This window comes from Shewanella carassii (genome assembly GCF_002777975.1).
In the GTDB taxonomy this organism is placed as follows: domain Bacteria; phylum Pseudomonadota; class Gammaproteobacteria; order Enterobacterales; family Shewanellaceae; genus Shewanella; species Shewanella carassii.
On record NZ_NGVS01000002.1, the window covers coordinates 1 to 24,185 of the forward strand.

Annotated in this window: 41 protein-coding genes; 7 read left to right on the top strand and 34 right to left on the bottom strand. The window is 48.6% G+C overall.

All coding sequences use genetic code 11. From position 1 onward, the window contains the following. Positions 1-162 precede the first annotated feature (162 nt). The 4 genes from CBE72_RS00020 to CBE72_RS00035 are packed head-to-tail and all read right to left on the bottom strand — an operon-like array spanning position 163 to position 3,770. On the bottom strand, positions 163-747 hold the full coding sequence (locus CBE72_RS00020; protein ID WP_100141784.1) for a TlpA disulfide reductase family protein: 585 nt from the start codon (positions 745-747) through the stop codon (positions 163-165). Next, positions 747-1,226: a heme lyase NrfEFG subunit NrfF gene (gene nrfF, locus CBE72_RS00025; protein ID WP_100141785.1), complete on the bottom strand. Its 480-nt coding sequence runs from the start codon at positions 1,224-1,226 to the stop codon at positions 747-749. The genes CBE72_RS00020 and nrfF overlap by 1 nt, the downstream gene beginning before the upstream one ends. Further along, positions 1,223-1,777 carry a DsbE family thiol:disulfide interchange protein gene (locus CBE72_RS00030; RefSeq protein ID WP_100141786.1) on the bottom strand — a complete coding sequence of 185 codons (555 nt, stop codon included), beginning with the start codon at positions 1,775-1,777 and terminating at the stop codon, positions 1,223-1,225. Before CBE72_RS00030 ends, nrfF begins: the two co-directional genes overlap by 4 nt. 16 nt (positions 1,778-1,793) lie before the next feature. Next, positions 1,794-3,770 carry a heme lyase CcmF/NrfE family subunit gene (locus tag CBE72_RS00035; RefSeq protein ID WP_100141787.1) on the bottom strand — a complete coding sequence of 659 codons (1,977 nt, stop codon included), beginning with the start codon at positions 3,768-3,770 and terminating at the stop codon, positions 1,794-1,796. 455 nt (positions 3,771-4,225) lie between these two features. Between CBE72_RS00035 and ccmI the strand changes: the two genes are divergently transcribed. Beyond that, positions 4,226-5,479 (top strand): c-type cytochrome biogenesis protein CcmI, encoded by a 1,254-nt coding sequence (ccmI, locus tag CBE72_RS00040; RefSeq protein WP_100141788.1) that lies wholly within the window; start codon positions 4,226-4,228, stop codon positions 5,477-5,479. A gap of 60 nt (positions 5,480-5,539) precedes the next feature. On the opposite strand, the gene CBE72_RS00045 is transcribed toward ccmI, so the two are convergent. Continuing rightward, the gene (locus tag CBE72_RS00045) at positions 5,540-5,833 is read right to left on the bottom strand and encodes a c-type cytochrome (RefSeq protein WP_100141789.1); all 294 of its coding nucleotides are present in this window, start codon (positions 5,831-5,833) and stop codon (positions 5,540-5,542) included. A 321-nt stretch (positions 5,834-6,154) separates the two neighbouring features. Between CBE72_RS00045 and ccmA the strand changes: the two genes are divergently transcribed. From ccmA to CBE72_RS00075, 6 genes are all read left to right on the top strand, one after another. Beyond that, positions 6,155-6,802, top strand: coding sequence for a cytochrome c biogenesis heme-transporting ATPase CcmA (gene ccmA / locus CBE72_RS00050; RefSeq protein ID WP_100141790.1), 648 nt, complete (start codon positions 6,155-6,157; stop codon positions 6,800-6,802). A gap of 12 nt (positions 6,803-6,814) precedes the next feature. Further along, a complete protein-coding gene (ccmB, locus tag CBE72_RS00055) occupies positions 6,815-7,501 on the top strand; it encodes a heme exporter protein CcmB (RefSeq protein ID WP_100141791.1) in 687 nt (228 codons plus the stop codon). A gap of 1 nt (position 7,502) precedes the next feature. Beyond that, a complete protein-coding gene (locus tag CBE72_RS00060) occupies positions 7,503-8,249 on the top strand; it encodes a heme ABC transporter permease (protein ID WP_100141792.1) in 747 nt (248 codons plus the stop codon). Then, positions 8,249-8,449: a heme exporter protein CcmD gene (ccmD, locus tag CBE72_RS00065; protein ID WP_025011982.1), complete on the top strand. Its 201-nt coding sequence runs from the start codon at positions 8,249-8,251 to the stop codon at positions 8,447-8,449. Before CBE72_RS00060 ends, ccmD begins: the two co-directional genes overlap by 1 nt. Then, positions 8,446-8,934 carry a cytochrome c maturation protein CcmE gene (gene ccmE / locus CBE72_RS00070; RefSeq protein WP_100141793.1) on the top strand — a complete coding sequence of 163 codons (489 nt, stop codon included), beginning with the start codon at positions 8,446-8,448 and terminating at the stop codon, positions 8,932-8,934. Before ccmD ends, ccmE begins: the two co-directional genes overlap by 4 nt. A 163-nt stretch (positions 8,935-9,097) precedes the next feature. Next, positions 9,098-10,072 (top strand): ABC transporter substrate-binding protein, encoded by a 975-nt coding sequence (locus CBE72_RS00075; RefSeq protein WP_100141794.1) that lies wholly within the window; start codon positions 9,098-9,100, stop codon positions 10,070-10,072. Between the two features lie 58 nt (positions 10,073-10,130). Here the strand turns inward: CBE72_RS00075 and rplQ are convergent, their stop codons facing one another. The 29 genes from rplQ to CBE72_RS20605 all read right to left on the bottom strand — a co-directional run. After that, positions 10,131-10,529, bottom strand: a complete 399-nt coding sequence (gene rplQ / locus CBE72_RS00080; RefSeq protein WP_028781249.1) for a 50S ribosomal protein L17 — start codon at positions 10,527-10,529, stop codon at positions 10,131-10,133. A 41-nt stretch (positions 10,530-10,570) separates the two neighbouring features. Continuing rightward, positions 10,571-11,560, bottom strand: coding sequence for a DNA-directed RNA polymerase subunit alpha (locus CBE72_RS00085; RefSeq protein WP_100141795.1), 990 nt, complete (start codon positions 11,558-11,560; stop codon positions 10,571-10,573). A gap of 24 nt (positions 11,561-11,584) precedes the next feature. Further along, on the bottom strand, positions 11,585-12,205 hold the full coding sequence (gene rpsD, locus CBE72_RS00090) for a 30S ribosomal protein S4 (protein ID WP_100141796.1): 621 nt from the start codon (positions 12,203-12,205) through the stop codon (positions 11,585-11,587). A gap of 34 nt (positions 12,206-12,239) precedes the next feature. Further along, entirely contained in the window at positions 12,240-12,632 is a 393-nt protein-coding gene (gene rpsK / locus CBE72_RS00095) for a 30S ribosomal protein S11 (RefSeq protein ID WP_025011978.1), read from the bottom strand. Between the two features lie 14 nt (positions 12,633-12,646). Then, on the bottom strand, positions 12,647-13,003 hold the full coding sequence (rpsM, locus tag CBE72_RS00100; RefSeq protein WP_100141797.1) for a 30S ribosomal protein S13: 357 nt from the start codon (positions 13,001-13,003) through the stop codon (positions 12,647-12,649). 114 nt (positions 13,004-13,117) lie between these two features. After that, positions 13,118-13,231 carry a 50S ribosomal protein L36 gene (gene rpmJ / locus CBE72_RS00105; protein WP_006083579.1) on the bottom strand — a complete coding sequence of 38 codons (114 nt, stop codon included), beginning with the start codon at positions 13,229-13,231 and terminating at the stop codon, positions 13,118-13,120. Positions 13,232-13,253: 22 nt separating this feature from the next. Then, a complete protein-coding gene (secY, locus tag CBE72_RS00110; protein WP_039036046.1) occupies positions 13,254-14,594 on the bottom strand; it encodes a preprotein translocase subunit SecY in 1,341 nt (446 codons plus the stop codon). A 7-nt stretch (positions 14,595-14,601) separates the two neighbouring features. Next, complete coding sequence (rplO, locus tag CBE72_RS00115) at positions 14,602-15,036, bottom strand: 50S ribosomal protein L15 (RefSeq protein WP_039036045.1); 435 nt, start codon at positions 15,034-15,036, stop codon at positions 14,602-14,604. A 3-nt stretch (positions 15,037-15,039) separates the two neighbouring features. After that, positions 15,040-15,222: a 50S ribosomal protein L30 gene (gene rpmD, locus CBE72_RS00120; protein ID WP_025011974.1), complete on the bottom strand. Its 183-nt coding sequence runs from the start codon at positions 15,220-15,222 to the stop codon at positions 15,040-15,042. Between the two features lie 6 nt (positions 15,223-15,228). After that, positions 15,229-15,732: a 30S ribosomal protein S5 gene (gene rpsE, locus CBE72_RS00125; protein ID WP_100141798.1), complete on the bottom strand. Its 504-nt coding sequence runs from the start codon at positions 15,730-15,732 to the stop codon at positions 15,229-15,231. An 11-nt stretch (positions 15,733-15,743) separates the two neighbouring features. Then, positions 15,744-16,094, bottom strand: a complete 351-nt coding sequence (gene rplR, locus CBE72_RS00130) for a 50S ribosomal protein L18 (RefSeq protein WP_025889969.1) — start codon at positions 16,092-16,094, stop codon at positions 15,744-15,746. Positions 16,095-16,104: 10 nt separating this feature from the next. Then, the gene (gene rplF / locus CBE72_RS00135; protein ID WP_039036044.1) at positions 16,105-16,638 is read right to left on the bottom strand and encodes a 50S ribosomal protein L6; all 534 of its coding nucleotides are present in this window, start codon (positions 16,636-16,638) and stop codon (positions 16,105-16,107) included. Between the two features lie 10 nt (positions 16,639-16,648). Next, positions 16,649-17,044, bottom strand: a complete 396-nt coding sequence (rpsH, locus tag CBE72_RS00140) for a 30S ribosomal protein S8 (RefSeq protein ID WP_025011970.1) — start codon at positions 17,042-17,044, stop codon at positions 16,649-16,651. A gap of 24 nt (positions 17,045-17,068) precedes the next feature. After that, on the bottom strand, positions 17,069-17,374 hold the full coding sequence (gene rpsN, locus CBE72_RS00145; RefSeq protein ID WP_025011969.1) for a 30S ribosomal protein S14: 306 nt from the start codon (positions 17,372-17,374) through the stop codon (positions 17,069-17,071). Positions 17,375-17,385: 11 nt separating this feature from the next. Continuing rightward, on the bottom strand, positions 17,386-17,925 hold the full coding sequence (rplE, locus tag CBE72_RS00150; RefSeq protein ID WP_025011968.1) for a 50S ribosomal protein L5: 540 nt from the start codon (positions 17,923-17,925) through the stop codon (positions 17,386-17,388). A 12-nt stretch (positions 17,926-17,937) separates the two neighbouring features. Beyond that, entirely contained in the window at positions 17,938-18,252 is a 315-nt protein-coding gene (gene rplX, locus CBE72_RS00155; protein WP_025011967.1) for a 50S ribosomal protein L24, read from the bottom strand. An 11-nt stretch (positions 18,253-18,263) separates the two neighbouring features. After that, a complete protein-coding gene (gene rplN, locus CBE72_RS00160; RefSeq protein WP_011494644.1) occupies positions 18,264-18,632 on the bottom strand; it encodes a 50S ribosomal protein L14 in 369 nt (122 codons plus the stop codon). 179 nt (positions 18,633-18,811) lie between these two features. Next, complete coding sequence (rpsQ, locus tag CBE72_RS00165) at positions 18,812-19,060, bottom strand: 30S ribosomal protein S17 (RefSeq protein WP_025011966.1); 249 nt, start codon at positions 19,058-19,060, stop codon at positions 18,812-18,814. Beyond that, positions 19,060-19,251, bottom strand: coding sequence for a 50S ribosomal protein L29 (rpmC, locus tag CBE72_RS00170; protein WP_011758342.1), 192 nt, complete (start codon positions 19,249-19,251; stop codon positions 19,060-19,062). Before rpmC ends, rpsQ begins: the two co-directional genes overlap by 1 nt. Beyond that, the gene (rplP, locus tag CBE72_RS00175; protein ID WP_100141799.1) at positions 19,251-19,661 is read right to left on the bottom strand and encodes a 50S ribosomal protein L16; all 411 of its coding nucleotides are present in this window, start codon (positions 19,659-19,661) and stop codon (positions 19,251-19,253) included. Before rplP ends, rpmC begins: the two co-directional genes overlap by 1 nt. A gap of 11 nt (positions 19,662-19,672) precedes the next feature. After that, the gene (gene rpsC, locus CBE72_RS00180) at positions 19,673-20,362 is read right to left on the bottom strand and encodes a 30S ribosomal protein S3 (RefSeq protein WP_025011964.1); all 690 of its coding nucleotides are present in this window, start codon (positions 20,360-20,362) and stop codon (positions 19,673-19,675) included. A 9-nt stretch (positions 20,363-20,371) separates the two neighbouring features. Then, positions 20,372-20,704, bottom strand: coding sequence for a 50S ribosomal protein L22 (gene rplV / locus CBE72_RS00185; protein ID WP_039036040.1), 333 nt, complete (start codon positions 20,702-20,704; stop codon positions 20,372-20,374). Between the two features lie 15 nt (positions 20,705-20,719). Beyond that, on the bottom strand, positions 20,720-20,998 hold the full coding sequence (gene rpsS, locus CBE72_RS00190) for a 30S ribosomal protein S19 (RefSeq protein ID WP_025011962.1): 279 nt from the start codon (positions 20,996-20,998) through the stop codon (positions 20,720-20,722). A 14-nt stretch (positions 20,999-21,012) separates the two neighbouring features. Further along, a complete protein-coding gene (gene rplB, locus CBE72_RS00195; RefSeq protein ID WP_025011961.1) occupies positions 21,013-21,837 on the bottom strand; it encodes a 50S ribosomal protein L2 in 825 nt (274 codons plus the stop codon). Positions 21,838-21,848: 11 nt separating this feature from the next. Then, positions 21,849-22,151: a 50S ribosomal protein L23 gene (gene rplW / locus CBE72_RS00200; RefSeq protein ID WP_039036038.1), complete on the bottom strand. Its 303-nt coding sequence runs from the start codon at positions 22,149-22,151 to the stop codon at positions 21,849-21,851. After that, the gene (gene rplD, locus CBE72_RS00205) at positions 22,148-22,753 is read right to left on the bottom strand and encodes a 50S ribosomal protein L4 (RefSeq protein ID WP_100141800.1); all 606 of its coding nucleotides are present in this window, start codon (positions 22,751-22,753) and stop codon (positions 22,148-22,150) included. The genes rplW and rplD overlap by 4 nt, the downstream gene beginning before the upstream one ends. Before the next feature lie 17 nt (positions 22,754-22,770). After that, positions 22,771-23,409 (bottom strand): 50S ribosomal protein L3, encoded by a 639-nt coding sequence (gene rplC, locus CBE72_RS00210; protein WP_100141801.1) that lies wholly within the window; start codon positions 23,407-23,409, stop codon positions 22,771-22,773. 27 nt (positions 23,410-23,436) lie between these two features. After that, entirely contained in the window at positions 23,437-23,748 is a 312-nt protein-coding gene (gene rpsJ / locus CBE72_RS00215; protein ID WP_011635639.1) for a 30S ribosomal protein S10, read from the bottom strand. Positions 23,749-24,108: 360 nt separating this feature from the next. After that, a partial coding sequence (locus CBE72_RS20605; RefSeq protein ID WP_198556962.1) for an EF-Tu C-terminal domain-related protein occupies positions 24,109-24,185 on the bottom strand: 77 nt, incomplete at its 5' end.

Genomic DNA, 24,185 nt, shown 5'->3' on the forward strand with positions numbered 1-24,185 from the left:
TCACGTCTTTCGCGTTGCCGCTGTGCCGTGTCAGTGGGAGCGCATTATAGGGAGCCTGAACTTTTGTGCAAGGGCTTTTTAAAAGAAAAAAGATCGCTTGCTGACATTTTAGGCAAAAACGATCTTTTTCAGTCATTATGGCTGTTTTGCAACCAGATTTAGCTAGTTTGCAGCCGACTTAGGGGCATTTTCCTGTTCAATGAAACCTTTGAGTAAGGCTATCGCTTTTGGGTCATCCCAGTCGACAAAGCTACGAACAAAGGCAATCAGCTCCCCTTTACCATTAAGAATAAAGGTCGCGGGGATAGTATCGAGTGGAAATATCTGTCCCAACTGCATCTGCGGATCGTAGTAACTACGAAAATTCGCCATCTCTATAGACTGCAGAAAGCCAGCGACTTGTTCCTGACCACCTTGGTCGATGGAAATAGGCAACAAGGCAAACTCTTTATCACTGAACTGCCCTTCGAGCCGTTCCAGAGCAGGCAACTCCCTGACACAGGGAGGACACCATGTGGCCCAGATGTTGACCAACACCACTTTTCCTTTGTACTGACTGAAATCCAATTGGCTACCGGCCTTATCTTGGAACGGCACCACTTCCAGGGGAAAGCTGTGGGGTAGCACATTGATTTTGTCGACACTGGATTGGATCTGATTGTGATCCTTTGGCTGCATACCTGGATAAGCCTGCGCCCCCAGTGACAGGGACGCCAACAAGAGTAATGAGTATCTGAGTTTGCTCATTACTTGTCTCGCTTCAACAACTCATCCAACTGGCGTTGTTCTTCGGCGGACAGTTCAAGATCTTTACCACCAGAAGTACGTTGCTTACGGATGAAGATAAAACCAATCAAACCACCGAACAACAGTAACGCCACAGGCCCCAACCACAGGACATAAGTCTTAGTCTCAAGCCTTGGCTTATAGAGAACGAACTCACCGTAGCGACTGGTCATGAACTGGACAATTTCATCATCGGCCTTGCCCTCTTCCACCATCTTGTAAACTTCAAGACGCAGATCGCGAGCAACGGGAGAGTTGGAATCGATCAGGTTTTGGTTTTGACATTGAGGGCAACGCAACTCATGAGCCAGCGACAATGCCCGCTTTTGCTTATCTGGAGAACTGAACTCGAAAGTGTCCACCGGCGTGGCCGCCACCTGAGCGGCATAGCCGAACAGGAGCGCAGCAACAGCAAAGGTCTTCAGCAACAGCTTTCTCATGACGCGTTATCCTTAGCAGCCTCAGCCTGCAATTGTTGGATCATGGGATACAGAGTTTCTTTCCAAACCCGCATATCAACCGGTCCGGCATAGCGATAACGAATGATGCCGTTATGATCCACGATGAAACTTTCCGGTGCACCATATACCCCGAGATCCAGACCAAGACGGCCGTCCTTGTCATAGATATTCAGCGTATAAGGGTCACCTTGACGAGAAAGTTCTCTCATTGCGAGTGCACGCTCGTCACGATAATTGATGCCATGGATAGGTATCAAATTCTGACGAGCCAGTTGCATCAGGTAAGGATGTTCATACTTACAGGATGGACACCAAGTTGCCCATACGTTCAGCATGGATACCTTGCCCTTGAGATCTTCGTTGGTGACCATCTCCCCGGGATTATCCAACTTCTCCAGTTGGAAGGCAGGCACAGGCTTGCCTTCCAGTGCGGAATCCAACTGCTGCGGATTCAAGAACAGTCCCTTGTAAAGGAAGACTCCCATCAAAAGAAACAATATTAATGGAACAAAAAGTACTAGCTTCTTCATCTTCTTCTTACCCGTTTCAGGCTGTTGCCAGCTTGGCTTTCTTGGCTGCGGCAGCCTCTTCAGCACGAGCCTTGGCGCGATAACGCTTGTCAGAAGCCGCGAAGAAACCACCAACCATCATAAAGATACTGCCAAACCACAACCAACGAACAAAAGGTTTGTAGTTCAGTCGCACTGCAAACTCAGTACGGCTGACGGGGTCGCCCATAGTGATATAGAGATCCCGGAACAGACCCCAATCGATACCCGCTTCGGTCATATCCATGGTACGAACATTGTATTGACGACGATCCGGTTGCAACAGTGCAATCTTTTCACCATCTTTCAGTACTTCAACCTGTCCTTGCTGGGCCGTGTAGTTAGGACCGACAACGTTACGGGTTTCAAGGTACTTGAAGGTGTAACCGGCCAGTTCATGGCTCACACCTGGGCCCATGCGCACGCTCTTTTCAATTGAATAGTTGGATACCATGGTGGCGCCAACCACTGAGACAGCGATACCTAGGTGAGCAATGATCATCCCCAGTTCACTGCGCCCCATACGAGCCAGACTAACACTACCGTCTTTTGCCTTAATCACGTTGTAACCGGCACGCATGGTCGCCAACACAATCCAGACAGCCGCACCTATACCCAGGGCCACCCAGATATTGAACTCACCACCGGCAATGAATGGTGCGATTATGCCCAGCACAGCCGAGATGATCGCAGGTACCAACAATTGACGTTTGAGCTCACCTTGCTTGGATTTTTTCCAGCGAATGATGGGGCCGACACCCATAAAGCCAAACAATACCAACACGATAGGAACAAATACTGCGTTAAAGTATGGTGGGCCAACAGAAATCTTACCCATACCCAGTGCATCGATCAGCAGTGGATAAAGAGTACCGAGCAGTACAGTACCAGCAGCCACGGTCAGCAATACGTTACAGACCAGCAGCATAGTTTCTTTGGATTTAAGATCGAACCGGGCAGGACTGCTCATTTCACTGGCGCGGAAAGCAAACAGGGTCAACGAACCACCGATAGCCAAACCAAGCAACAACAGAATGAACATACCCCGGCTTGGGTCTGCCGCAAAGGAGTGCACTGAGGTCAGCACGCCAGAACGAACGATAAAGGTACCCAATAAACTCAGGGAGAAGGCAAAGATAGACAGGAGTACTGTCCAGTTGCGGAAGGCACCACGCTTTTCGGTCACTATCAAGGAGTGAACCAGAGCTGTACCAACAAGCCATGGCATAAAGGACGCGTTTTCAACCGGGTCCCAGAACCACCAACCGCCCCAACCTAACTCGTAATATGCCCACCAGGAGCCCAATGCGATACCACCAGTGAGGAAGATCCAGGCAGCCAGAGTCCATGGACGGCTCCAACGAGCCCAAGCAGAATCCAGTCGCCCACTCATCAGCGCGGCAATGGCGAAGGCAAAGCTGACTGAGAAGCCAACATACCCCAGATACAGCATGGGAGGATGAAAGATCAAACCTACGTCTTGCAACATAGGGTTAAGGTCTCGGCCTTCTGCCGGAATTGGGAACAAACGCTCAAATGGGCTGGAAGTGAGCAGCATAAACAAGGTAAAGCCTATGGTTATCATCGCCAACACGGCCAATACCCGGGCAGTGAACACCTCTTCCAACCCCTTACTGAAGAAGGCTACAGCAGCGGCCCAAACAGAAAGCGAGAAAACCCAAAACAACAGTGAACCTTCATGTCCACCCCAGACAGCAGCAATCTTAAAGAAGATGGGCAGTTGAGAGTTGGAATGATGGGCCACATAGGCGACTGAGAAGTCATCGGTAGCAAAGCTGTAACCGAGCGCGATTACCGATAACAAGATGAAAAAAAACATACCGTAACTCAGTGGCCAAGCATAACGCACTAAGTATTGGTCTTTGCGGGCAACACCGATTAACGGGACTGTCATCAGCAATACTGCAAACGCCATCCCTATGATCAGTGAGAAATGTCCAAGTTCTGGGATCATGGGTTTTCCTCAGTTTCCAGGTCAATGTCTGCCAAGCTTCTATCCTGGTCAGACGCACAACTACGGGGGCTCACACCATCACCTTATTAACTTAATCACGGCTTAAAAAGCCGCAAGCGTTAACAGGCATATATTACGAATTTTTGCTCATTTTAGTATTTGCTTTTGTTCCTGTCTGCCATTTTCCACCAATTCTGGGTCGCGGCTCTCATTCTCTGAAGGGCCTGTATCAGTGGCGATAAGACGGCATGACACAGAACTGTGACAGGCATTAAATAGAGAAGTTTCATTGATTTTTTTGCTGAAATTTGGAACTGTGAACCAGTGCCCAACTATGACTATAAACCTTGGAGGGGTACTTATATTACTGTTCAATGAATCATCTTTCCGTATAATCTTGCAGTCAAGCCGTGCGGTAACCCCGCTTTGTCACAAACCAACGTGAAATAAACATAATGACCACTTTTTGGATTTTTATTGCGATTGTTGTGTTAGTCAGCCTGGCGCTGATTTGGCTTCCTCACTTCCGGCAACAGAAGCTGCTGAAAGCAGAAGAGTCTGGTGTCCGTAGGCAAACCAACCTAGAACTGTTTAATGAACGACTAGCTATCCTGGAAAAAGAACACCAGGAAGAACGGCTGGACGAAGATGAGTTCGAGTCTCTGAAAAAGGAACTGGAAGTCAGCTTACTACAGGATATTAAACAAGGGGACGATGAATCACTCGACTCCCAAGCCAAGCCCAAGGGTCTGCTGTGGCCAAGTCTGATGTCAGTGGTATTACTGGTCGTGGCCGGTTATTCCTATCAGCAGTTAGGCGCTTACCAGAACATAGATTCACCTCAACCAGAGAATCCCCATGCTGGTATGAGTAGTGAACAGATCATGATGCAGCAGGTACAAATTATGGAATCTGCCGTACAACAGGAGCCTGAAAACAGCCAAGCTTGGTTCAGTTTAGGGCACGCCTATATTTCTACCGGGCAGTATGATCAGGCAGTCGCCGCCTTCGATAAAGTAATTGAACTTGTTGGGGTTCATGCCGAGCTGTTGGGACCCAAAGCAACCGCCCTATATTACAAAGCCGGTCAACAGATGATCCCTGTGGTGCAGTCTCTCATAGACCAAGCTCTGAAGCTGGACCCACAAGATCCATCCACTCTGCTACTAGTGGGTATGGATGCATTCTTTACTGCAGATTACAACAAAGCCATCGGTGCTTGGCAGACTATCCTCGACAGCGATAGAGCCGACGTAGATCGCGCCGCACTGATCAATGCCATCGACAGCGCCAAGATGCGCTTGCAAGCAGAAGGTGGAGTCACCATTCCGAATGACGAAGCTCATAAAGACGTGAAGGTGACTACAGCCAAAACAGTAACACTGAATGTGTCTATTGCTCCGGAACTGGCGGCCAAGGTAAGCAATACCGATATGCTGTTCATCTTTGCCAGAGCAACAGAAGGCCCGAAAGTTCCGCTGGCAGCGACCAAGGTTAGTGCCAAGTCATTACCAGTAACTGTGACCCTGGATGACTCCACCAACATGGGCGGCAACGTCAAACTCAGCGATGCGACAGACGTTGAAGTGATTGCGGTATTGTCCAAGCATGGCAGCGTGAAACCTCAACCAGGTGACCTGCAAGGTAAACTAGCAAGCATCAAGGTTGGCGCCAGTGGTGAACTGGTGTTGGATACCGAAGTGCAGTAATCCTAAGTTGCAAGACATAAAAAAACCGGCGTGAGCCGGTTTTTTTATGATGAGATACGATTACTTAGACATAAACTCAATGGCGTTCTTGTAATCATCATCAGTACAATCTGTGCACATGCCACCAGGAGGCATTGCATTCAAACCAGACTTAACACTATTCAGCAGTGTGTCGATACCCTTGGCCAGACGTGGTTCCCAAGCAGCAGCATCGTGTGCTTTAGGTGCACCGGCAACACCCATGCTATGACAGACCTGACAAGCTTTATTGTAAACGGCCTCACCTTCTTGGGCGGAGACGTTTACAGACATAGTCAATGCAGCTACTGCAGTCATTGCTAACAATTTTTTCATGTTCAATGTTCCTAATGCAAATACTTACAAAGCTCAATGCCGCCCTTGAAATAGCGGGCAGACTCATTATGGCTCGCTAAGAGTACAACAAACTTCAACAAAACTCACTCTTTTGTGATCAAAATCTCGCACCCCAAAACTGATCAAGGAATGGCTCTCGAAGCCGTTATATATTAGTAACAAGTTAAAAAGTTCCCAAAAATTTATTTTTATTGGAAGCATATCAAATTGCTGAAACTTAGTGCGATACGGTGGTAAACCCCAGACAGAGCATGTGTTAATATCCCTTGTGTTTCCTTACCGCTTGTTATAGAGGGCTCAGTGGCAGAACCAAAACCTACAACACTGCTGTCGGCAAGCAGTCTCACTTGTATCCGCGAAGAACGGATACTATTCGATGAACTCAGCTTCGATATTCACCCCGGCGATATAGTTCAAATTGAGGGTCCCAATGGTGCTGGCAAAACTAGCTTATTGAGAATTCTCGCAGGCTTATCGCGTCCTTATGGTGGTGAAGTCCTTTATCAAGGAGAGGCTATCACTCGTTGCCGCGATGAGTTCAATGAAAACCTACTCTACTTAGGCCATCTCGCGGGTGTAAAAAGTGAGCTAACTGCCGAGGAGAACCTTAACTTCAATTTAAGAATCAGCGGGTATGATGCTTTCAATGCTAGGGATATCCTTGCCAAAGTAAACTTGGCTGGATTTGAAGATGCCCTTGCGGGCCACCTCTCTGCCGGCCAACATAGACGAACTGCGCTTGCCAGGCTCTGGCATACCGCCTGTAAAATCTGGATTTTGGATGAACCCTTTACCGCGATAGACAAGAAAGGGGTTGCAGAATTGGAGCAACTCTATATTCGCCATGCCGATGCCGGTGGCTGCGTCATTCTGACAACTCACCAAGACATGGGCATCATTTCAGATGAAAGGTTACGGAAGATCCGCTTGGATTATCGCTTCGTATAAGGCTTAGCAGAGATGAATAGAGGCATTAGTTTTACCAAGGCATTTTTCACCCTGCTGAAACGGGATCTACAGATTGCCGTACGTCATCGTGGTGACATTTTTAATCCACTATTGTTTTTTATCATAGTGGTTACCCTGTTCCCACTGGGTATAGGGCCTGAGCAGCAGGTATTAACCCGGATTGCCCCCGGAATTATCTGGGTTGCGGCCTTGTTGGCAGCCATGTTGTCACTGGAACGCCTGTTCAAGGCCGACTTCAGTGACGGCAGTTTAGAACAGATGTTGCTCAGCCCGCAGCCTTTGGCACTATTGGTACTGGCCAAAGTGTTTGCTCACTGGTTACTGACTGGCGTACCTTTAATTATAATAGCCCCCTTGTTGGCAGTGTTATTGCATTTGGACGACAACAGTTACGGAGCTCTGATTGCGACCCTAGTGCTAGGGACACCTGTATTGAGCTTACTTGGCGCCATAGGCGTGGCCTTAACAGTGGGATTACGTAAGGGCGGTGTGTTGCTGAGTTTATTGATATTACCGCTCTATATACCCGTGTTGATTTTTGCGACCGGCGCGATCGACTTTGCAGCATCCAAACAACCCTATGATGGTCAGTTGGCGATTCTAGGCGCCATGCTGGTCGGTTCTTTAGTCTTGGCACCTTTTGCTATCGGTGCCTCTTTGCGAGTGAGTACCAACTAAAATGTGGAAATGGTTACATCCTTACGCCGACCCTCAGAGAGCGTATCAACTATCAGGAAAGCTGTTGCCATGGTTTGCGCTATCTGCACTGGCGCTTATCGCAACCGGAACCGTATGGGGTCTGGCATTTGCTCCCACTGATTACCAACAGGGCGACAGCTACCGTATTATTTTTATCCATGTACCGGCAGCATCCATGTCGATGGCCGCTTATATGGGTATGGCAACCGCAGCCTTTATCGGCTTGGTTTGGCAGCTTAAGTTGGCCGACTGGGCCGCTGCGGCAATCGCCCCTATAGGTGCAGTAGTCACTTTTATCGCCCTGTTCACTGGTGCAACTTGGGGTAAACCCATGTGGGGCACTTGGTGGGTATGGGACGCGCGTCTGACTTCTGAACTGGTGCTGTTATTCCTATACTTGGGAGTAATCTCCCTCTACGCATCATTCGAAGATAAAGTACTCGCTGCCAGAGCCGCTGGCATACTCGCTATAGTTGGGGTGATTAATATCCCTATCATCAAGTATTCAGTTGAATGGTGGAACTCACTACATCAGCCATCTACAATCAGGATCACCGAGAAGTCGACCATGTCCACCGACATGCTCTACCCTTTATTGATTAACATATTCGGATTTGGCCTGATGATAGGCGCTATCACACTAGTGCGTTTCCGTGCCGAAATTTTGGCCCGTAACGGAATGCGTCCCTGGGTTAGGGAACTGGCCAAGGCTGAAGGAGTCAAATAATGCAGTTTCAATCTTTAGCAGAGTTTTTCAACATGGGTGGCTATGCCTTCTATGTATGGTTGGCCTACGGTGTCACTTTCGTGTCCCTTAGCCTGCTTATCCTAGTCAGCTCGATGAAGAAACGTCGAGTGCTGCAGGAAATAGCATCCAAAGTGCAACGTGAGGAACGCCTCGCTCAGAACCGGAGTAACAGATCGTGAATCCAAGACGCAAAAAGAGACTGGTATTGGCTGTAGCCCTAATTGCAGGCGTTGCCGCCGTGGCCTCCTTGCTGTTATATGCCCTCAATTCTAACCTTAACCTTTTCTATACTCCCAGCGAGATAGTCAATGGGAAGAAGGACACGGGTATCAAGCCTGAAGTGGGTCAACGGATCCGTGTTGGCGGCATGGTTACAGTAGGCTCTATGGTTCGAGATCCTGAGAGCTTACATGTAGAATTTGCCGTACATGATGCTGCTGGCGGTGAAATCATAGTGACCTACGATGACCTGCTACCGGATCTATTCCGTGAAGGACAAGGCATAGTAGCCCAAGGTGTTTTGGTTGAATCAGGCAAACTGGAAGCCTCTGAAGTACTAGCCAAACATGATGAAAACTATATGCCGCCAGAAGTTGCCGAAGCCATGGGGCAGACCCATGAAAAGCTCGAATATAACGATCAACAGGTTGGCGGCGCCAAGTAAACCTTTCTCCCCGATAAAAACAAAGAACCCAGCTTAGGCTGGGTTCTTTGCTTCCAGCATTCGAGTCAAGACTTGTTGTTATTTTTAATAGCTATTTTGACTTGCAGAATAACAAAAATCTGCCACGCTAAAGTCCTATTCAACGATAAAAAAGGCTTGGCTTATGCGTATTGTGGTCTTATTCTGCCTGCTTTTCTCATTACCAAGTGATGCTGCAGATATCTTAATCATAGAGTCTTATCATGCCGAAAACCCTTGGGATAAGAGTTATAAGGCCGGAATTAAGACCATCTTGGGAGATCAACATCAATACTATAGTTTCGCTCTTGATACCAAGCGTTTACCAGGCGAAATGTACCAACAACAAGCCGATAAAGCCTGGCAAAAGTATCTTGAACTCAAACCCGATCTGGTTTTTTTGGCTGACGACAATGCGCTCATTCTACTTAATAAGCGCCTGAACGAGACCTCTACCCCGGTTGTGTATTTAGGTATTAACGGTAATCCACGCGATTATGGGATCAAACATACAAGCAACATCACTGGGGTACTGGAACGTCCATTATTCAAGCGGTCGCTATTGATGGCCCAAACTATGTTGCCAACTCCTCCGCCCCACAAATTTTTACTGTTGTTCGATTCCAGTTATACATCCAATACTGCCGTAGCCTCTATCAAGAAATTAAATCAAGACCTAACAATTGGCACTAACCTAGTCGATGTCGAACAGCATAGTAGATTCGCTCAATGGCAAAAATCCGTCTCCACGGCTAAAAAACGAGGTTACGACGCTGTGTTTGTGGCTCTGTATCAAACACTATTAGATGATAACCAACAAGTGGTAGATGAGACTCATGTTGAACATTGGACTCACAATAATGCCACTGTGCCCCATTTCGGCTTTTGGCAATTCAGCGTTGGGAAGGAAGCAACCCTGGGGGGTTATATTTTGGATGGCAACAAGCACGGACGAATCGCCGGTGGAATAGCGAAACAGATATTAGCAGGGAAAATGCCGGCAGAGATATTTCCTAAGATGGATACTAGTGGAACCTACCTTTTCAGTGAAAGCGGTTTAAAACGATGGCAGCTGACTTTACCGGATAAAGTCAGAGAGCAGGCAGAACTCATCGATTAGTACGACAAAAATAAAAAGCCCCGCTTGTTAGCGGGGCTTTTTCAGAACTTACCTGAGATTACTCAGCAGCAGCTTCAACTTCTACAGCTTCAGCGGCTTCTGGGCGACCTACCAGCTCGATGTAAGCCATAGGGGCTTTATCACCGGCACGCAGACCGCACTTCAGGATACGGGTGTAACCACCAGGACGTTCCTGATAGCGTGGACCCAGTTCGTTAAACAGTTTACCTACGACTTCTTGGTCGCGAGTACGAGCAAACGCCAGACGACGGTTTGCTACGCTGTCACTTTTAGCAAGTGTTATCAGAGGCTCAACTACGCGACGCAGTTCTTTGGCCTTCACTACGGTTGTCTTGATGATTTCATGACGAACCAGTGAACTTGCCATGTTACGGAACATGGCTTGGCGGTGACTGCTGTTGCGGTTAAGTTGACGACCACTCTTACGATGGCGCATGACCTAATCCTTATAACCTAAATCTGTACAAAACCTGGGACTTACAGGTCGTCTGCCAAACTAGCCGGTGGCCAATTTTCCAGACGCATACCTAGCGACAGTCCGCGAGATGCCAATACGTCCTTGATCTCGGTAAGAGATTTCTTACCCAAATTAGGTGTCTTGAGCAACTCAACTTCAGTGCGTTGTACCAGATCTCCGATGTAATGAATCGCTTCGGCTTTCAAACAGTTAGCCGAACGTACAGTTAGCTCTAAATCGTCGACAGGACGCAACAGAATCGGATCGAACTCCGGTTTCTCTTCTTTCTGCTCTGGCTCGGTCACATCACGCAATTCCACGAAGGCATCCAGCTGTTCAGCCAGGATAGTCGCAGAACGACGGATAGCTTCTTCAGGATCGATAGTACCGTTAGTGGTCATATCGATGATCAGCTTGTCCAAGTCAGTACGCTGTTCTACACGAGCGGCTTCTACATTGTAGGCAATGCGAGCAACTGGTGAGAATGAAGCATCAACCAACAGACGTCCGATTGGGCGATCATCGTCTTCGGCTTGTGCACGGGCAGAAGCCGGTACATAACCACGACCACGCTCAACGCGGATACGCATGCTGATGTCATTGTTACCGGTCAAGTGACAGATAACATGATCCGGATTCACGATTGTGACATCGCCGTCGTGGGTGATGTCGGCTGCGGTAACAGGGCCTGCGCCTGACTTGCTCAAAGTGAGCATAGCCTCGTCTTTACCCTCGATAATGACGGCCAAACCTTTCAGGTTTAACAGTATTTCAAGGATATCCTCTTGTACGCCTTCCTTACTGCTGTATTCATGCAGTACGCCGTCGATCTCGACTTCGGTAACCGCGCAGCCGGGCATAGACGACAATAGGATGCGACGCAACGCGTTACCCAAAGTATGTCCGAAACCACGCTCGAGTGGCTCCAGAGTCACCTTGGCACGAGTTGGGTTAACCTGCTCGATATCAACGAGACGCGGTTTAAGAAATTCTGTAACAGAACCCTGCATTGTGTCCTCTCTTGTTTGTTAGCCTTACTTAGAGTAAAGCTCGACGATCAGCTGTTCGTTAATTTCCGCAGACAAATCGCTACGTTCTGGCAGACGCTTGAAAGCACCTTCCATTTTTGCGCTGTCGACTTCAACCCATGTAGGCTTCTCGCGTTGAGCAGCCACTTCCAGAGCAGCCTTGATACGGGCTTGCTTCTGTGACTTCTCGCGAACGCTTACAACATCATTCGCAGACACTTTGAATGACGGAATGTTAACAACACGACCGTTGACCATAATTGACTTATGGCTAACCAGCTGACGTGCTTCTGCACGAGTCGCACCGAAGCCCATACGATAAACTACGTTATCCAGACGGGTTTCCAAAAGTTGCAGCAGGTTTTCACCTGTGTTGCCTTTCAGACGTGCAGCCTCTTTGTAGTAGTTACGGAACTGCTTTTCCAGCACACCGTAAATACGACGAACTTTTTGTTTCTCGCGTAACTGCAAGCCATAATCAGACAGACGTGGCTTACGAGCGCCATGCTGTCCAGGTGCTGCTTCCAGCTTACACTTCGAATCGATTGCTCTCACACCGCTTTTCAGGAAAAGGTCAGTACCTTCCCGGCGGCTGAGCTTGAGCTTGGGACCCAAGTATCTTGCCATGATCTTTCTCCAACTATCCTAACGAAACTGCCAATTACACGCGGCGTTTTTTAGGAGGACGACAACCGTTATGAGGGATCGGCGTCACATCAGTGATGTTGGTAATTTTGTAACCAACAGCGTTCAGCGCACGAATGGCTGATTCACGACCTGGACCTGGACCCTTCACGAAAACTTCAAGGTTTTTAACACCATAATCCTGAGCAGCAGTACCTGCGCGCTCAGCTGCCACCTGCGCAGCAAATGGAGTAGATTTACGTGAACCACGGAAACCTGAACCACCTGCAGTCGCCCATGACAGAGCGTTACCTTGACGATCTGTGATAGTAACAATTGTATTGTTGAAAGACGCATGGATATGAGCCATGCCATCAGCAACCTGTTTACGTACGCGCTTACGCGGAGAACGTGACGGAACTTTAGCCATTGTCTACCTTCCCGTTACTTCTTGATTGGTTTACGTGGACCTTTGCGAGTACGCGCATTGGTCTTAGTACGTTGCCCACGGAGAGGCAGGCTACGGCGATGGCGGAGGCCACGATAACAACCAAGGTCCATAAGACGCTTGATGTTCATTGAAACCTCACGGCGTAAGTCACCTTCTACTGAGTATTTGGCAACTTCTTCGCGTAGAGTATCGATTTGAGCTTCGCTCAATTCCTTGATCTTAGCGTCTTCGGCAATGGCTGTAGCCGCGCAAATTGCTTTAGCGCGAGTACGACCGATACCGTAGATAGCAGTCAAAGCGATGACTGCATGCTTTTGATCAGGAATGTTAATGCCAGCGATACGGGCCACTATGCACTCCTTAAGTTAAAGGCCATCTGTGAAAAGCCCGAAAGGATACTCGACAGATGACTAGTTTGCAAACAATATTTTTGGCCAGCTCAGTTAAGAGCTGGCCAAGATTTTTTAGCCTTGACGCTGTTTGTGTTTTGGTTCAACACAGATAACGCGTACAACGCCACTACGCTTGACGATCTTGCAGTTACGGCAGATCTTCTTCACGGAAGCTCGAACTTTCATTTCATCACTCCGTAAAGCTATCTTATCGACCAAAGCGATCGAGATTCGCTTTGTTCACCAGATTAGCTTTCTTCATCACAGACTCATATTGATGAGACATCATATGGGTCTGAACCTGAGCCATGAAGTCCATGATCACAACTACCATAATCAGTAGTGAAGTACCGCCAAAATAGAACTGTACTTTCCATGCGATTAACATGAACTCCGGAATTAAACAGATAAAGGTAATATATAACGCGCCTGCCAGAGTCAAACGGGTCATCACTTTATCAATGTAACGCGAAGTCTGTTCGCCGGGACGGATCCCGGGAATGAACGCACCACTCTTCTTCAGGTTATCTGCTGTCTCGCGAGGGTTAAATACCAACGCAGTATAGAAGAAACAGAAGAAAATAATTGCTGCTGCATACAACAGAGAGTACAGCGGCTGTCCAGGAGAAACTGCGAGGGAAACCTCAGTCAGCCATTCCATAGACGGATTCTGACCAAACCACTGAGCCAGTGTGCCTGGGAACAGAATAATGCTGGACGCAAAGATTGGCGGAATTACGCCGGCCATATTAACCTTTAGCGGCAAGTGGGTTGATTGCGCAGCAAACACCTTACGGCCCTGCTGACGCTTGGCATAGTTAACGACGATACGACGCTGACCACGCTCCACAAATACCACGAAATAGGTTACGGCAAACACAATCACCGCAATCAACAACAATACCAATACGTTCAAGTCGCCTTGACGCGCTTGCTCGGCCGTTTGACCGATAGCAGAAGGCAGACCGGCTACGATACCTGCAAAAATCAGGATCGAGATACCGTTACCTATACCGCGCTCGGTAATTTGCTCGCCAAGCCACATCAGGAACATAGTTCCTGTGACTAAACTGACGACTGCAACAAAATAGAATCCGAAACCGGGATCGACCACCAGGCCGGTCACCAGATTTGGTAACCCTGTTGCAATACCGATCGACTGGAATGTACCCAGCACCAGCGTACCCCATCTTGTGTACTGACTGATTTTTTTACGTCCTGACTCACCTTCCTTCTTCAGTTCAGCGAGTGCAGGATGCACAACAGTCAGCAACTGCATGATGATCGAGGCCGAAATGTACGGCATGATCCCCAATGCAAAAATAGAGGCGCGCTCAAGGGCGCCACCCGAGAACATGTTGAACATGCCCAGGATGGTTCCCTTTTGCTGAGCAAACAGCTCTGCTAATACAGCAGCGTCAATACCAGGAATTGGCACAAATGAACCGGCACGAAACACGATAATTGCGCCAATCACGAACAGGAGGCGAGCTTTCAATTCGGAAAGTCCACCTTTCGCGCTTTTTAAATCAAGTCCTGGTTTTGCCATCGACGTATTATTCCTCGATCTTACCGCCGGCAGCTTCTATAGCTGCACGTGCACCTTTGGTTACCTTCAGACCTTTTACGGTCACTGGGCGCTCAATGGTACCTGAAAGAACGATTTTCGCAAACTGGATGTTGCGAGTTATTACGTTCGCATCTTTCAGTGCGTTCAGGTCGATAACGTCACCATTAACTTTTGCCAGTTCGCTCAAGCGAACTTCAGCAGTTACCATAGCGATACGCGAGGTAAAGCCGAACTTAGGCAGACGGATCTTAAGTGGCATTTGACCACCCTCGAAGCCAGGGCGTACACCGCCACCGCTACGAGATTTTTGACCCTTGTGACCGCGACCAGCGGTCTTACCCAAGCCAGAACCAATACCACGGCCTACACGCTTAGGTGCAGACTTAGCGCCTGCAGCTGGAGATAAAGTATTCAGACGCATTGATTAGTCCTCCACCTTTACCATGTAGTAGACCTTATTGATCATACCGCGAACAGCAGGAGTATCTTCCAGCTCTACGGTGTGACCAATACGACGCAGACCAAGACCAGTCAGAGTGGCCTTGTGCTTAGGCAGACGGCCGATAGCACTTTTGGTCTGAGTTACTTTGATAGTTTTAGTAGCCATGGTGCATTACCCCCGAATTTCGTCAACATTCAGGCCACGCTTGGCTGCAATCTGCGCTGGTGACTTCATGTGTACCAGAGCGTCAACAGTTGCACGAACGATGTTGATCGGGTTAGTAGAACCGTATGCTTTCGACAGAACGTTGTGAACGCCCGCTACTTCCAATACGGCACGCATTGCGCCACCGGCGATAATACCGGTACCCACTGAAGCAGGTTGCATGTAAACGCGTGAACCAGAGTGACGACCCTTCACCGGATGGTGCAGAGTGCCTTCGTTCAGGTTTACAGTAACCATATTGCGACGGGCTTTTTCCATTGCTTTTTGAATAGCAGCTGGAACTTCACGCGCTTTACCATAGCCGTAGCCGATCTTACCGTTACCATCACCCACTACAGTCAGAGCGGTGAAGCTAAAGATACGACCACCTTTAACTACTTTAGAAACACGATTAACTGCAATCAGCTTTTCTTGCAGATCGTCTTTTTGCTGAGCTTCTAATTTAGCCATTGTTTTACCCCTTAGAACTGGAGGCCAGCTTCACGAGCGGCTTCTGCCAGAGCAGCAACACGACCGTGATACTTGAACCCAGAACGATCGAAAGCAACAACAGTTACGCCTTTTTCGATCGCGCGCTCAGCAATAGCTTTACCTACTGCTTTGGCCGCATCTACGTTACCGGTGTACTTCAGTTGTTCCTTTACTGCTTTCTCAGCAGTAGAGGCAACAGCCAACACCTGAGCTTCAGGGTTGATTACCTGAGCGTAAATGTGACGCGGTGTACGATGTACAACCAGACGGTTGACGCCCAGCTCTTGGATCTTCTTGCGAGCGCGAGTCGCGCGGCGCAAGCGAGATGTTTTCTTATCCATATCGCGTTACCTACTTCTTCTTAGCCTCTTTACGGCGTACTTGTTCGTCATCATAGCGAACACCCTTGCCCTTATAAGGCTCTGGTGGACGATAGCCACGAATTTCAGCCGCAACCTGACCAACCAGCTCTTTATCGATACTTTTCAGTACGATGTCTGTTTGGCTTGGGCATTCAGCTGTAACGCCTTCTGGCAATTGATGAACCAGAGGGTGAGAGAAACCCAAGGTCAGGTCCAGAGCGCTGCCGCTAACTTTGGCACGGTAACCCACACCAACCAGCTTCAGCTTCTTTTCGAAACCCTGAGAAACACCAACAACCATGTTGTTGATCAGTGCGCGAGCAGTACCGGCCTGTGCCCAAGCGTTAACAACGCCTTCAACAGGAGAGAACTTGATTTCTGCACCTTCAACAACAACGTTAACTGCGCTGTTGATTACTCGAGTCAGACTACCTTTACCGCCTTTAACGGTAATAGTTTGGTCGTTTAAAGTCACCTCTACGCCGGCTGGAATAGATACTGGTGCTTTTGCTACACGAGACATTCCTAGCTCCTTACGCTACGTAGCAGATAACCTCACCACCCATGCCTGCAAGGCGGGCGGCACGATCAGTCATCAGGCCTTTAGAAGTGGACACAATTGCGACACCCAGTCCGCCCATAACCTTTGGCAGTTCGTCTTTACCTTTGTAAATACGAAGACCAGGACGGCTTACGCGCTGGATAGTCTCAACAACAGGTTGGCCCTGGAAATACTTCAGAGTGATTTCCAGTTCAGGCTTAGCGCCTTCTTCTGCTACGGCGTAGTCAGTGATGTAACCTTCATCTTTCAGCAGCTTTGCGATAGCAACTTTCAGTTTGGCAGAAGGCATCTTCACAGATACTTTGTTAGCAGCTTGGCCGTTACGAATACGGGTTAACATATCCGCAATAGGATCTTGCATGCTCATATTAGCTTACTCCGTGACAAGTGCTTACCAGCTGGCCTTACGCAGACCAGGAACTTCACCACGCATGGTTGCTTCACGCAGTTTGATACGGCTCAGGCCGAATTTGCGCAGGAAACCATGAGGGCGGCCAGTTTGATTACAGCGATTGCGTTGACGCGATGCGCTTGAATCACGTGGTAGAGCTTGCAGCTTAAGAACCGCATCCCAACGAGCTTCGTCAGAAGACTCAGGGCTGCTGATGATAGCCTTAAGAGCTGCACGCTTTTCAGCATACTTGGCCACGAGCTTTGCACGTTTTGCTTCACGTGCCTTCATTGACAGTTTTGCCATTTCGCTACCCCTTATTTCTTGAATGGGAAGTTGAAAGCATCAAGCAAAGCGCGACCTTCTTCGTCAGTATTCGCGGAGGTAGTGATAACAATATCCATACCACGAATCTTATCGACTTTATCGTAGTCGATTTCTGGGAAGATGATCTGCTCGCGCACGCCCATCGCGTAGTTACCACGGCCATCGAACGACTTAGCGCTCAGACCACGGAAGTCACGGATACGAGGGATTGCGATGTCAACCAAACGCTCAAAGAATTCCCACATACGCTCGCCGCGCAGGGTTACTTTACAGCCAATAGGGTAGCCTTCACGGATTTTAAAACCAGCAACTGACTTACGAGCTACAGTCACAACTGGTTTTTGACCAGCAATAGCAGTCATATCACGGACAGCATTTTCCATGATTTTCTTGTCAGCTACGGCTTCGCCAACACCCATATTCAGGGTGATTTTCTCAATCCGAGGGACTTGCATGACACTGGTATAACCGAACTTTTTAGTCAGTTCAGCAACAACAGTCTCTTTGTATCTATCATGCAGTTTCGCCATCGTTTACTCCAGTTACTTAACGAGTTCACTGTTCGATTTGAAGAAACGGACTTTCTTACCGTCTTCGAATCGGAAACCAACACGATCCGCCTTGCCAGTGACAGGGTTAAAGATCGCAACATTAGATGCTTGAATCGGTGCTTCTTTCTCAACGATACCACCAGTCACACCCAGTTGTGGGTTAGGCTTCTGGTGCTTCTTAACGAGATTGATGCCTTCAACAATTAACTTACCGGTAGTAAGTACACGAGTAACCTTACCGCGCTTACCCTTATCCTTACCGGCCAGTACAATTACTTCGTCTTCACGACGGATTTTTGCTGCCATTTTGAAGCTCCTTACAGTACTTCTGGTGCCAGCGACACAATTTTCATGAATTGCTCAGTACGCAGTTCACGTGTCACAGGTCCAAAGATACGAGTACCAATCGGGGCAAGGTTTGCATTAAGCAATACCGCTGCATTCCGATCGAAGCGAATGACAGAACCGTCTGGACGACGTACGCCTTTCTTAGTACGGACTACCACCGCGTTATACACATCACCTTTCTTCGCTTTAGCGCGAGGAATGGCTTCTTTAACAGAAACCTTGATGATGTCGCCGATACCGGCATAACGACGATGAGAGCCACCCAAGACCTTAATACACTGAACTCTGCGCGCGCCGCTGTTACATGCGACATCGAGAGTCGATTGCATTTGGATCATTTTAAGTGCTCCGCTATCGTTACTACACAATCCCCACCATGGGGCTAAATAAACACCACTTTTGCCGTTCAAATCGGTCAAAAATGGCGCGCAAGTATAACACCATAAATAGAGAATGGATAGTATTAAAAAACAAACGGCCCCGAAAAGGAGCCGTTTACCAGTTTACCTAATATAAATTAGGCCTTGCTTACTACTTCAACCAGAGTCCAAGACTTAGTCTTAGACAGAGGGCGACATTCGCGAATAGACACGAAATCACCTTCTTTACACTGGTTTTGTTCGTCATGTGCATGGATCTTAGTAGTACGTTTGATGTACTTACCGTAGATTGGGTGCTTAACTTGACGCTCAACAGCTACAGTGATGGACTTGTCCATCTTGTCGCTGATGACTTTACCCTGCAAAGTACGGATTTTCTCAGACATTATGCACCTGCCTTAGAAGTAATAATGGTCTTAACGCGCGCAATGTTACGGCGCACTTGCTTCAGCTGGTGAGTTTGTGCCAGCTGACCAGTGGCGTGTTGCATACGCAGGTTAAACTGCTCACGCAGCAGACCAAGCAGTTCAGCGTTCAATTCCTCAACGCTCTTTTCTCTCAGTTCGCTCGCTTTCATTACATCACCGTCTTAGTTACGAAGGTAGTCTTGATAGGCAGTTTAGCAGCGGCCAGTGCGAAAGCTTCGCGGGCCAGCTCTTCTGAAACGCCATTCATTTCATAGAGTACCTTACCTGGTTGAATCTGACATACCCAGTATTCAACGTTACCTTTACCTTTACCCATACGCACTTCAAGAGGCTTAGAGGTAATTGGCTTGTCAGGGAAAACCCGGATCCAGATTTGACCTTGACGCTTAACGTGACGTGTCATTGCACGACGGGCAGATTCGATCTGACGGGCAGTCAAACGGCCGCGGCCAACTGCTTTCAGACCAAATGTACCGAAGCTAACTTCAGTACCGTTCGCCAGACCGCGGTTGCGGCCTTTGAACATTTTGCGAAACTTCATACGTTTAGGTTGCAGCATTGCCGGCTCTCCTATTTACCACGAGGCTTGCGCTTAGGTTGCTGCTTCGGCTCTTCGATCTGAGGCATGATACCGTCCAGAACTTCACCTTTGAAGACCCAAACTTTAATGCCGATCACACCGTATTGAGTGTGACTTTCAGAGGTTGAATAGTCGATGTCAGCACGCAGTGTATGCAGAGGCACACGGCCTTCGCGATACCACTCGGTGCGCGCAATCTCAGCGCCGCCTAAACGGCCACTAACTTCAACTTTGATACCTTTAGCGCCCAGACGCATAGCGTTTTGTACCGCACGCTTCATAGCGCGACGGAACATAACACGACGTTCCAGCTGTTGAGCGATAGAATCAGCTACCAGCTTGGCGTCCAGCTCAGGCTTACGGATCTCAGCGATGTTAATTTGCGCAGGAGTGCCAGTAATTTTGGCAACTTCAGCACGCAGAACTTCAACGTCTTCACCCTTCTTACCGATCACAACACCTGGACGGGCAGTGTGAATGGTAACGCGGATGCTTTTCGCTGGGCGTTCGATAACGATCTTAGATACTGATGCGGCTTTCAGTTTCTCTTCGAGAAACTTACGCACTTCCCAGTCGCCGTGCAGATTAGCAGCGTAGTCTGCTTTATCAGCGTACCAGGTAGAGATCCAAGGCTTAGTGATACCCAGACGGATACCATTAGGATGTACTTTCTGTCCCATTGCTCTCTCCTAGCGATCTGATACAACCACAGTAATGTGGCTGGTACGCTTCATGATACGGTCGGCGCGGCCTTTAGCACGTGGCATGATGCGCTTCATAGTTGGACCTTCATCAACGAAGACTTTTCCAACTTTCAGTTCATCAATGTCAGCACCTTCGTTATGCTCAGCATTGGCAATGGCTGAATCCAGTACTTTTTTGACCAGTACGGCGGCTTTCTTGGGGCTGAAGGTCAGGATCTCGAGGGCCTTAGAAACAGGCAGACCGCGGATCTGATCAGCTACCAGACGAGCCTTTTGAGGCGACGTACGGGCAAAACGATGTTTAGCTAAAACTTCCATCTTACTCCTCCCGTATTAGCGCTTCTTCGCTTTCTTATCAGCAGCATGGCCGCGATAAGTGCGAGTTGGTGAGAATTCACCAAGTTTGTGGCCGATCATTTCGTCAGTTACGAACACAGGAACGTGCTGACGACCATTATGGACAGCGATGGTCAAACCAATCATGTTTGGAATGATCATTGAGCGACGTGACCAAGTCTTAATAGGCTTTTTGTCACCTGCTTCCACCGCTTTCTCTACCTTCTTCAGCAAGTGCAGGTCAATGAATGGACCTTTCTTGAGAGAACGTGGCATGGCGAATCCTCTTACTATTTATTACGACGACGTACGATGTACTTGTCAGTGCGCTTGTTACTACGGGTCTTGTAACCCTTAGTTGGCACACCCCATGGAGTCACTGGGTGACGACCACCAGAAGTACGGCCTTCACCACCACCATGTGGGTGGTCTACTGGGTTCATTGCAACACCACGAACTGTTGGGCGTACGCCTCTCCAGCGCTTGGCACCAGCTTTACCCAGCTGACGCAGCATATGCTCGGCGTTACCAACTTCACCCAGAGTCGCGCGGCAATCAACTGGCACTTTGCGCATTTCGCCAGAGCGAAGACGCAGAGTGGCATAAGCGCCATCACGAGCTACAACTTGTACATAAGCACCGGCGGAACGTGCAATCTGAGCACCTTTACCAGGCTTCATTTCAACAGCGTGAACCACGCTACCAACTGGGATGTTACGCAGTGGCAGGGCGTTACCTGTCTTGATTTCAGCTTCTACGCCAGAAACGATCTTGTCACCAGCCTGCATGCCTTTGGCAGCCAGGATGTAGCGACGTTCACCGTCTGCGTACAGTACCAGCGCGATGTGCGCAGTACGGTTTGGATCGTATTCCAGACGCTCAATCTTCGCTGGGATACCATCTTTATCACGTTTGAAGTCAATCAGACGGTAGTGTTGCTTATGACCACCACCAACGTGACGAACAGTGATACGACCAGTGTTGTTACGGCCGCCACTCTTAGATTTTTTCGCCAACAGGCCAGCAAAAGGTTTACCCTTGTGCAGGTCAGTGTTCACCACTTTAACGACGTGGCGACGACCTGGAGAGGTTGGCTTACACTTAATAACTGCCATGAGTAATCTCCTTACGCTTCAGCGCCGACGAAATCGATGTCAGCACCCTCAGCCAGAGTAACATAGGCTTTTTTCCAATCGCTGCGACGACCAACACGGGCACCGTGACGCTTGGTTTTGCCTTTGTTCACCAGAGTGCGAACTGAATCAACTTCAACTTCAAACAGTTTTTCAACTGCAGCTTTGATCTCAGCTTTAGTGGCGTCGATAGCTACACGGAAAACTACAGTGTTGTTCTTCTCAGCAACCACAGTGCTCTTTTCAGAGATGTGTGGCGCCAGAATAACTTTCAGTAAACGTTCTTCGCGGATCATGCCAGCATCTCCTCGATTTGCTTAACAGCATCAGCAGTTACCAGCACTTTGTCGAACGCGATCAGGCTTACTGGGTCGATACCAGCAACATCACGAACATCAACCTTGTACAGGTTGCGAGCTGCCAAGAACAGGTTCTCGTCAACTTCGGAAGTCACAATCAATACGTCTTCCAGACCCATGTCTTTCAGCTTGGCCTTCAGCTCTTTAGTTTTAGGAGCTTCAACAGCAAACTTTTCAACAACGATCAGACGTTCTTGACGTACCAGCTCGGACAGGATGCTCTTCAGAGCGCCGCGGTACATTTTCTTGTTGACTTTCTGGCTGTGATCCTGGGTTTTAGCAGCGAAAGTTACGCCACCGCCACGCCAGATTGGGCCCTTGATACCACCCGCACGAGCGCGGCCAGTACCTTTTTGACGCCATGGCTTCTTGCCAGAGCCAGTCACTTCAGCGCGAGTTTTCTGAGCACGAGTGCCCTGACGCGCGTTTGCAGCGTAAGCTACAACTACCTGATGAACCAGTGCTTCATTAAAGTCACGGCCGAAGGTAGTTTCGGAAACTTCAAGAGCGCTTTGCGCGTCTTTCAATACCAATTCCATTACTATCTCCTCAGACCTTAGGCTTTAACGGCAGGCTTGATGATCAGGTCGCCATTGGTAGCGCCTGGAACAGCACCTTTAACCAGCAGCAGGTTACGCTCAGCATCTACACGTACTACGTCCAGATTTTGAGTGGTAACACGCTCAGCACCCATGTGGCCTGACATTTTTTTGCCTTTGAATACGCGACCTGGCGTCTGGTTCTGACCGATAGAACCGTTAGCTCGGTGCGCCAATGAGTTACCGTGAGTCATATCTTGAGTACGGAAGTTCCAACGCTTAACGCCGCCTTGGAAACCTTTACCTTTTGATTGACCGGTAACATCTACTTTCGCTACGTCAGCGAAGATATCTACGTTCAGCTCAGCACCAACTTCAATGCCTTCGCCTTCACCGTCTGCCAGACGCATTTCCCACAAACCACGGCCGGCTTCAACGCCCGCTTTGGCAAAGTGACCTGCTTCTGGTTTAGTGATGCGGTTGGCTTTTTTGGCACCAGTTGTAACTTGAAGTGCACGATAGCCGTCGTTTTCCAGAGTTTTCACCTGAGTAACGCGGTTTGCATTTACTTCAATTACAGTAACAGGGATAGACACGCCATCTTCGGTGAAGATGCGGGTCATACCCACTTTACGACCAATAAGACCGATAGCCATCTCTCAAACCTCTTCTAAGGATCTCAATTAACCCAAGCTAATCTGTACGTCGACACCAGCCGCAAGATCCAGACGCATCAACGCGTCGACTGTCTTCTCAGTTGGCTCTACGATGTCAACCAAACGCTTGTGAGTACGGATTTCGTATTGGTCACGAGCATCTTTATTAACGTGCGGAGAGATCAAAACGGTATAACGCTCTTTGCGCGTAGGCAGTGGGATAGGACCACGTACCTGGGCGCCAGTACGCTTAGCAGTTTCAACGATTTCCGCAGTAGACTGATCAATCAAACGATGATCAAATCCTTTCAAGCGGATACGGATTCTTTGGTTCTGCATTGACCAGAGCTCCTAAAATGGACACATAAAAAATCACCCTCTAGCCATTTCCTTTCTTGGAAAGACAGAGCGAGATGATTTAACCGTTCGACTCCCAATCGGAGTCGCTGTATTTGTGTTTAGCCCCTAGGGCTAAATCAACTATATCGCTTACTCAAGTTAAGCGAGGAGGCCATTATACTCATCCAGTGAAGGATTACAAGTCTGCTGTCGGAATTATCAACAGCCATAATGCCATCAAAAAGTGGCGCAGATTATACTGGCTTTAAATTAGATTGCCAACCGTTTTTAAATGGCTGGCAAAGGTCAAATAAAAAGGCGACCCTAAGGTCGCCTTTTTACATTAGCTCAGATCTGCAATTAAGCGATGATCTTGGCTACAACACCAGCACCAACTGTGCGGCCACCTTCACGGATAGCGAAGCGCAAGCCTTCGT

Excerpts from the sequence above, each read along its gene's own strand:
- CBE72_RS00020 (WP_100141784.1), bottom strand. The coding sequence starts at position 747 with ATGAGCAAACTCAGATACTCATTACTCTTGTTGGCGTCCCTGTCACTG.
- nrfF (WP_100141785.1), bottom strand. The coding sequence starts at position 1,226 with ATGAGAAAGCTGTTGCTGAAGACCTTTGCTGTTGCTGCGCTCCTGTTC.
- CBE72_RS00030 (WP_100141786.1), bottom strand. The coding sequence starts at position 1,777 with ATGAAGAAGCTAGTACTTTTTGTTCCATTAATATTGTTTCTTTTGATG.
- CBE72_RS00035 (WP_100141787.1), bottom strand. The coding sequence starts at position 3,770 with ATGATCCCAGAACTTGGACATTTCTCACTGATCATAGGGATGGCGTTT.
- ccmI (WP_100141788.1), top strand. The coding sequence starts at position 4,226 with ATGACCACTTTTTGGATTTTTATTGCGATTGTTGTGTTAGTCAGCCTG.
- CBE72_RS00045 (WP_100141789.1), bottom strand. The coding sequence starts at position 5,833 with ATGAAAAAATTGTTAGCAATGACTGCAGTAGCTGCATTGACTATGTCT.
- ccmB (WP_100141791.1), top strand. The coding sequence starts at position 6,815 with ATGAATAGAGGCATTAGTTTTACCAAGGCATTTTTCACCCTGCTGAAA.
- CBE72_RS00060 (WP_100141792.1), top strand. The coding sequence starts at position 7,503 with ATGTGGAAATGGTTACATCCTTACGCCGACCCTCAGAGAGCGTATCAA.
- ccmD (WP_025011982.1), top strand. The coding sequence starts at position 8,249 with ATGCAGTTTCAATCTTTAGCAGAGTTTTTCAACATGGGTGGCTATGCC.
- CBE72_RS00075 (WP_100141794.1), top strand. The coding sequence starts at position 9,098 with ATGCGTATTGTGGTCTTATTCTGCCTGCTTTTCTCATTACCAAGTGAT.
- rplQ (WP_028781249.1), bottom strand. The coding sequence starts at position 10,529 with ATGCGCCATCGTAAGAGTGGTCGTCAACTTAACCGCAACAGCAGTCAC.
- CBE72_RS00085 (WP_100141795.1), bottom strand. The coding sequence starts at position 11,560 with ATGCAGGGTTCTGTTACAGAATTTCTTAAACCGCGTCTCGTTGATATC.
- rpsD (WP_100141796.1), bottom strand. The coding sequence starts at position 12,205 with ATGGCAAGATACTTGGGTCCCAAGCTCAAGCTCAGCCGCCGGGAAGGT.
- rpsK (WP_025011978.1), bottom strand. The coding sequence starts at position 12,632 with ATGGCTAAAGTTCCGTCACGTTCTCCGCGTAAGCGCGTACGTAAACAG.
- rpmJ (WP_006083579.1), bottom strand. The coding sequence starts at position 13,231 with ATGAAAGTTCGAGCTTCCGTGAAGAAGATCTGCCGTAACTGCAAGATC.
- secY (WP_039036046.1), bottom strand. The coding sequence starts at position 14,594 with ATGGCAAAACCAGGACTTGATTTAAAAAGCGCGAAAGGTGGACTTTCC.
- rplO (WP_039036045.1), bottom strand. The coding sequence starts at position 15,036 with ATGCGTCTGAATACTTTATCTCCAGCTGCAGGCGCTAAGTCTGCACCT.
- rpmD (WP_025011974.1), bottom strand. The coding sequence starts at position 15,222 with ATGGCTACTAAAACTATCAAAGTAACTCAGACCAAAAGTGCTATCGGC.
- rpsE (WP_100141798.1), bottom strand. The coding sequence starts at position 15,732 with ATGGCTAAATTAGAAGCTCAGCAAAAAGACGATCTGCAAGAAAAGCTG.
- rplR (WP_025889969.1), bottom strand. The coding sequence starts at position 16,094 with ATGGATAAGAAAACATCTCGCTTGCGCCGCGCGACTCGCGCTCGCAAG.
- rplF (WP_039036044.1), bottom strand. The coding sequence starts at position 16,638 with ATGTCTCGTGTAGCAAAAGCACCAGTATCTATTCCAGCCGGCGTAGAG.
- rpsH (WP_025011970.1), bottom strand. The coding sequence starts at position 17,044 with ATGAGCATGCAAGATCCTATTGCGGATATGTTAACCCGTATTCGTAAC.
- rpsN (WP_025011969.1), bottom strand. The coding sequence starts at position 17,374 with ATGGCAAAACTGTCAATGAAGGCACGTGAAGCAAAACGTGCAAAGCTC.
- rplE (WP_025011968.1), bottom strand. The coding sequence starts at position 17,925 with ATGGCGAAACTGCATGATAGATACAAAGAGACTGTTGTTGCTGAACTG.
- rplX (WP_025011967.1), bottom strand. The coding sequence starts at position 18,252 with ATGGCAGCAAAAATCCGTCGTGAAGACGAAGTAATTGTACTGGCCGGT.
- rplN (WP_011494644.1), bottom strand. The coding sequence starts at position 18,632 with ATGATCCAAATGCAATCGACTCTCGATGTCGCATGTAACAGCGGCGCG.
- rpsQ (WP_025011966.1), bottom strand. The coding sequence starts at position 19,060 with ATGTCTGAGAAAATCCGTACTTTGCAGGGTAAAGTCATCAGCGACAAG.
- rpmC (WP_011758342.1), bottom strand. The coding sequence starts at position 19,251 with ATGAAAGCGAGCGAACTGAGAGAAAAGAGCGTTGAGGAATTGAACGCT.
- rplP (WP_100141799.1), bottom strand. The coding sequence starts at position 19,661 with ATGCTGCAACCTAAACGTATGAAGTTTCGCAAAATGTTCAAAGGCCGC.
- rpsC (WP_025011964.1), bottom strand. The coding sequence starts at position 20,362 with ATGGGACAGAAAGTACATCCTAATGGTATCCGTCTGGGTATCACTAAG.
- rplV (WP_039036040.1), bottom strand. The coding sequence starts at position 20,704 with ATGGAAGTTTTAGCTAAACATCGTTTTGCCCGTACGTCGCCTCAAAAG.
- rpsS (WP_025011962.1), bottom strand. The coding sequence starts at position 20,998 with ATGCCACGTTCTCTCAAGAAAGGTCCATTCATTGACCTGCACTTGCTG.
- rplB (WP_025011961.1), bottom strand. The coding sequence starts at position 21,837 with ATGGCAGTTATTAAGTGTAAGCCAACCTCTCCAGGTCGTCGCCACGTC.
- rplW (WP_039036038.1), bottom strand. The coding sequence starts at position 22,151 with ATGATCCGCGAAGAACGTTTACTGAAAGTTATTCTGGCGCCACACATC.
- rplD (WP_100141800.1), bottom strand. The coding sequence starts at position 22,753 with ATGGAATTGGTATTGAAAGACGCGCAAAGCGCTCTTGAAGTTTCCGAA.
- rplC (WP_100141801.1), bottom strand. The coding sequence starts at position 23,409 with ATGGCTATCGGTCTTATTGGTCGTAAAGTGGGTATGACCCGCATCTTC.
- rpsJ (WP_011635639.1), bottom strand. The coding sequence starts at position 23,748 with ATGCAGAACCAAAGAATCCGTATCCGCTTGAAAGGATTTGATCATCGT.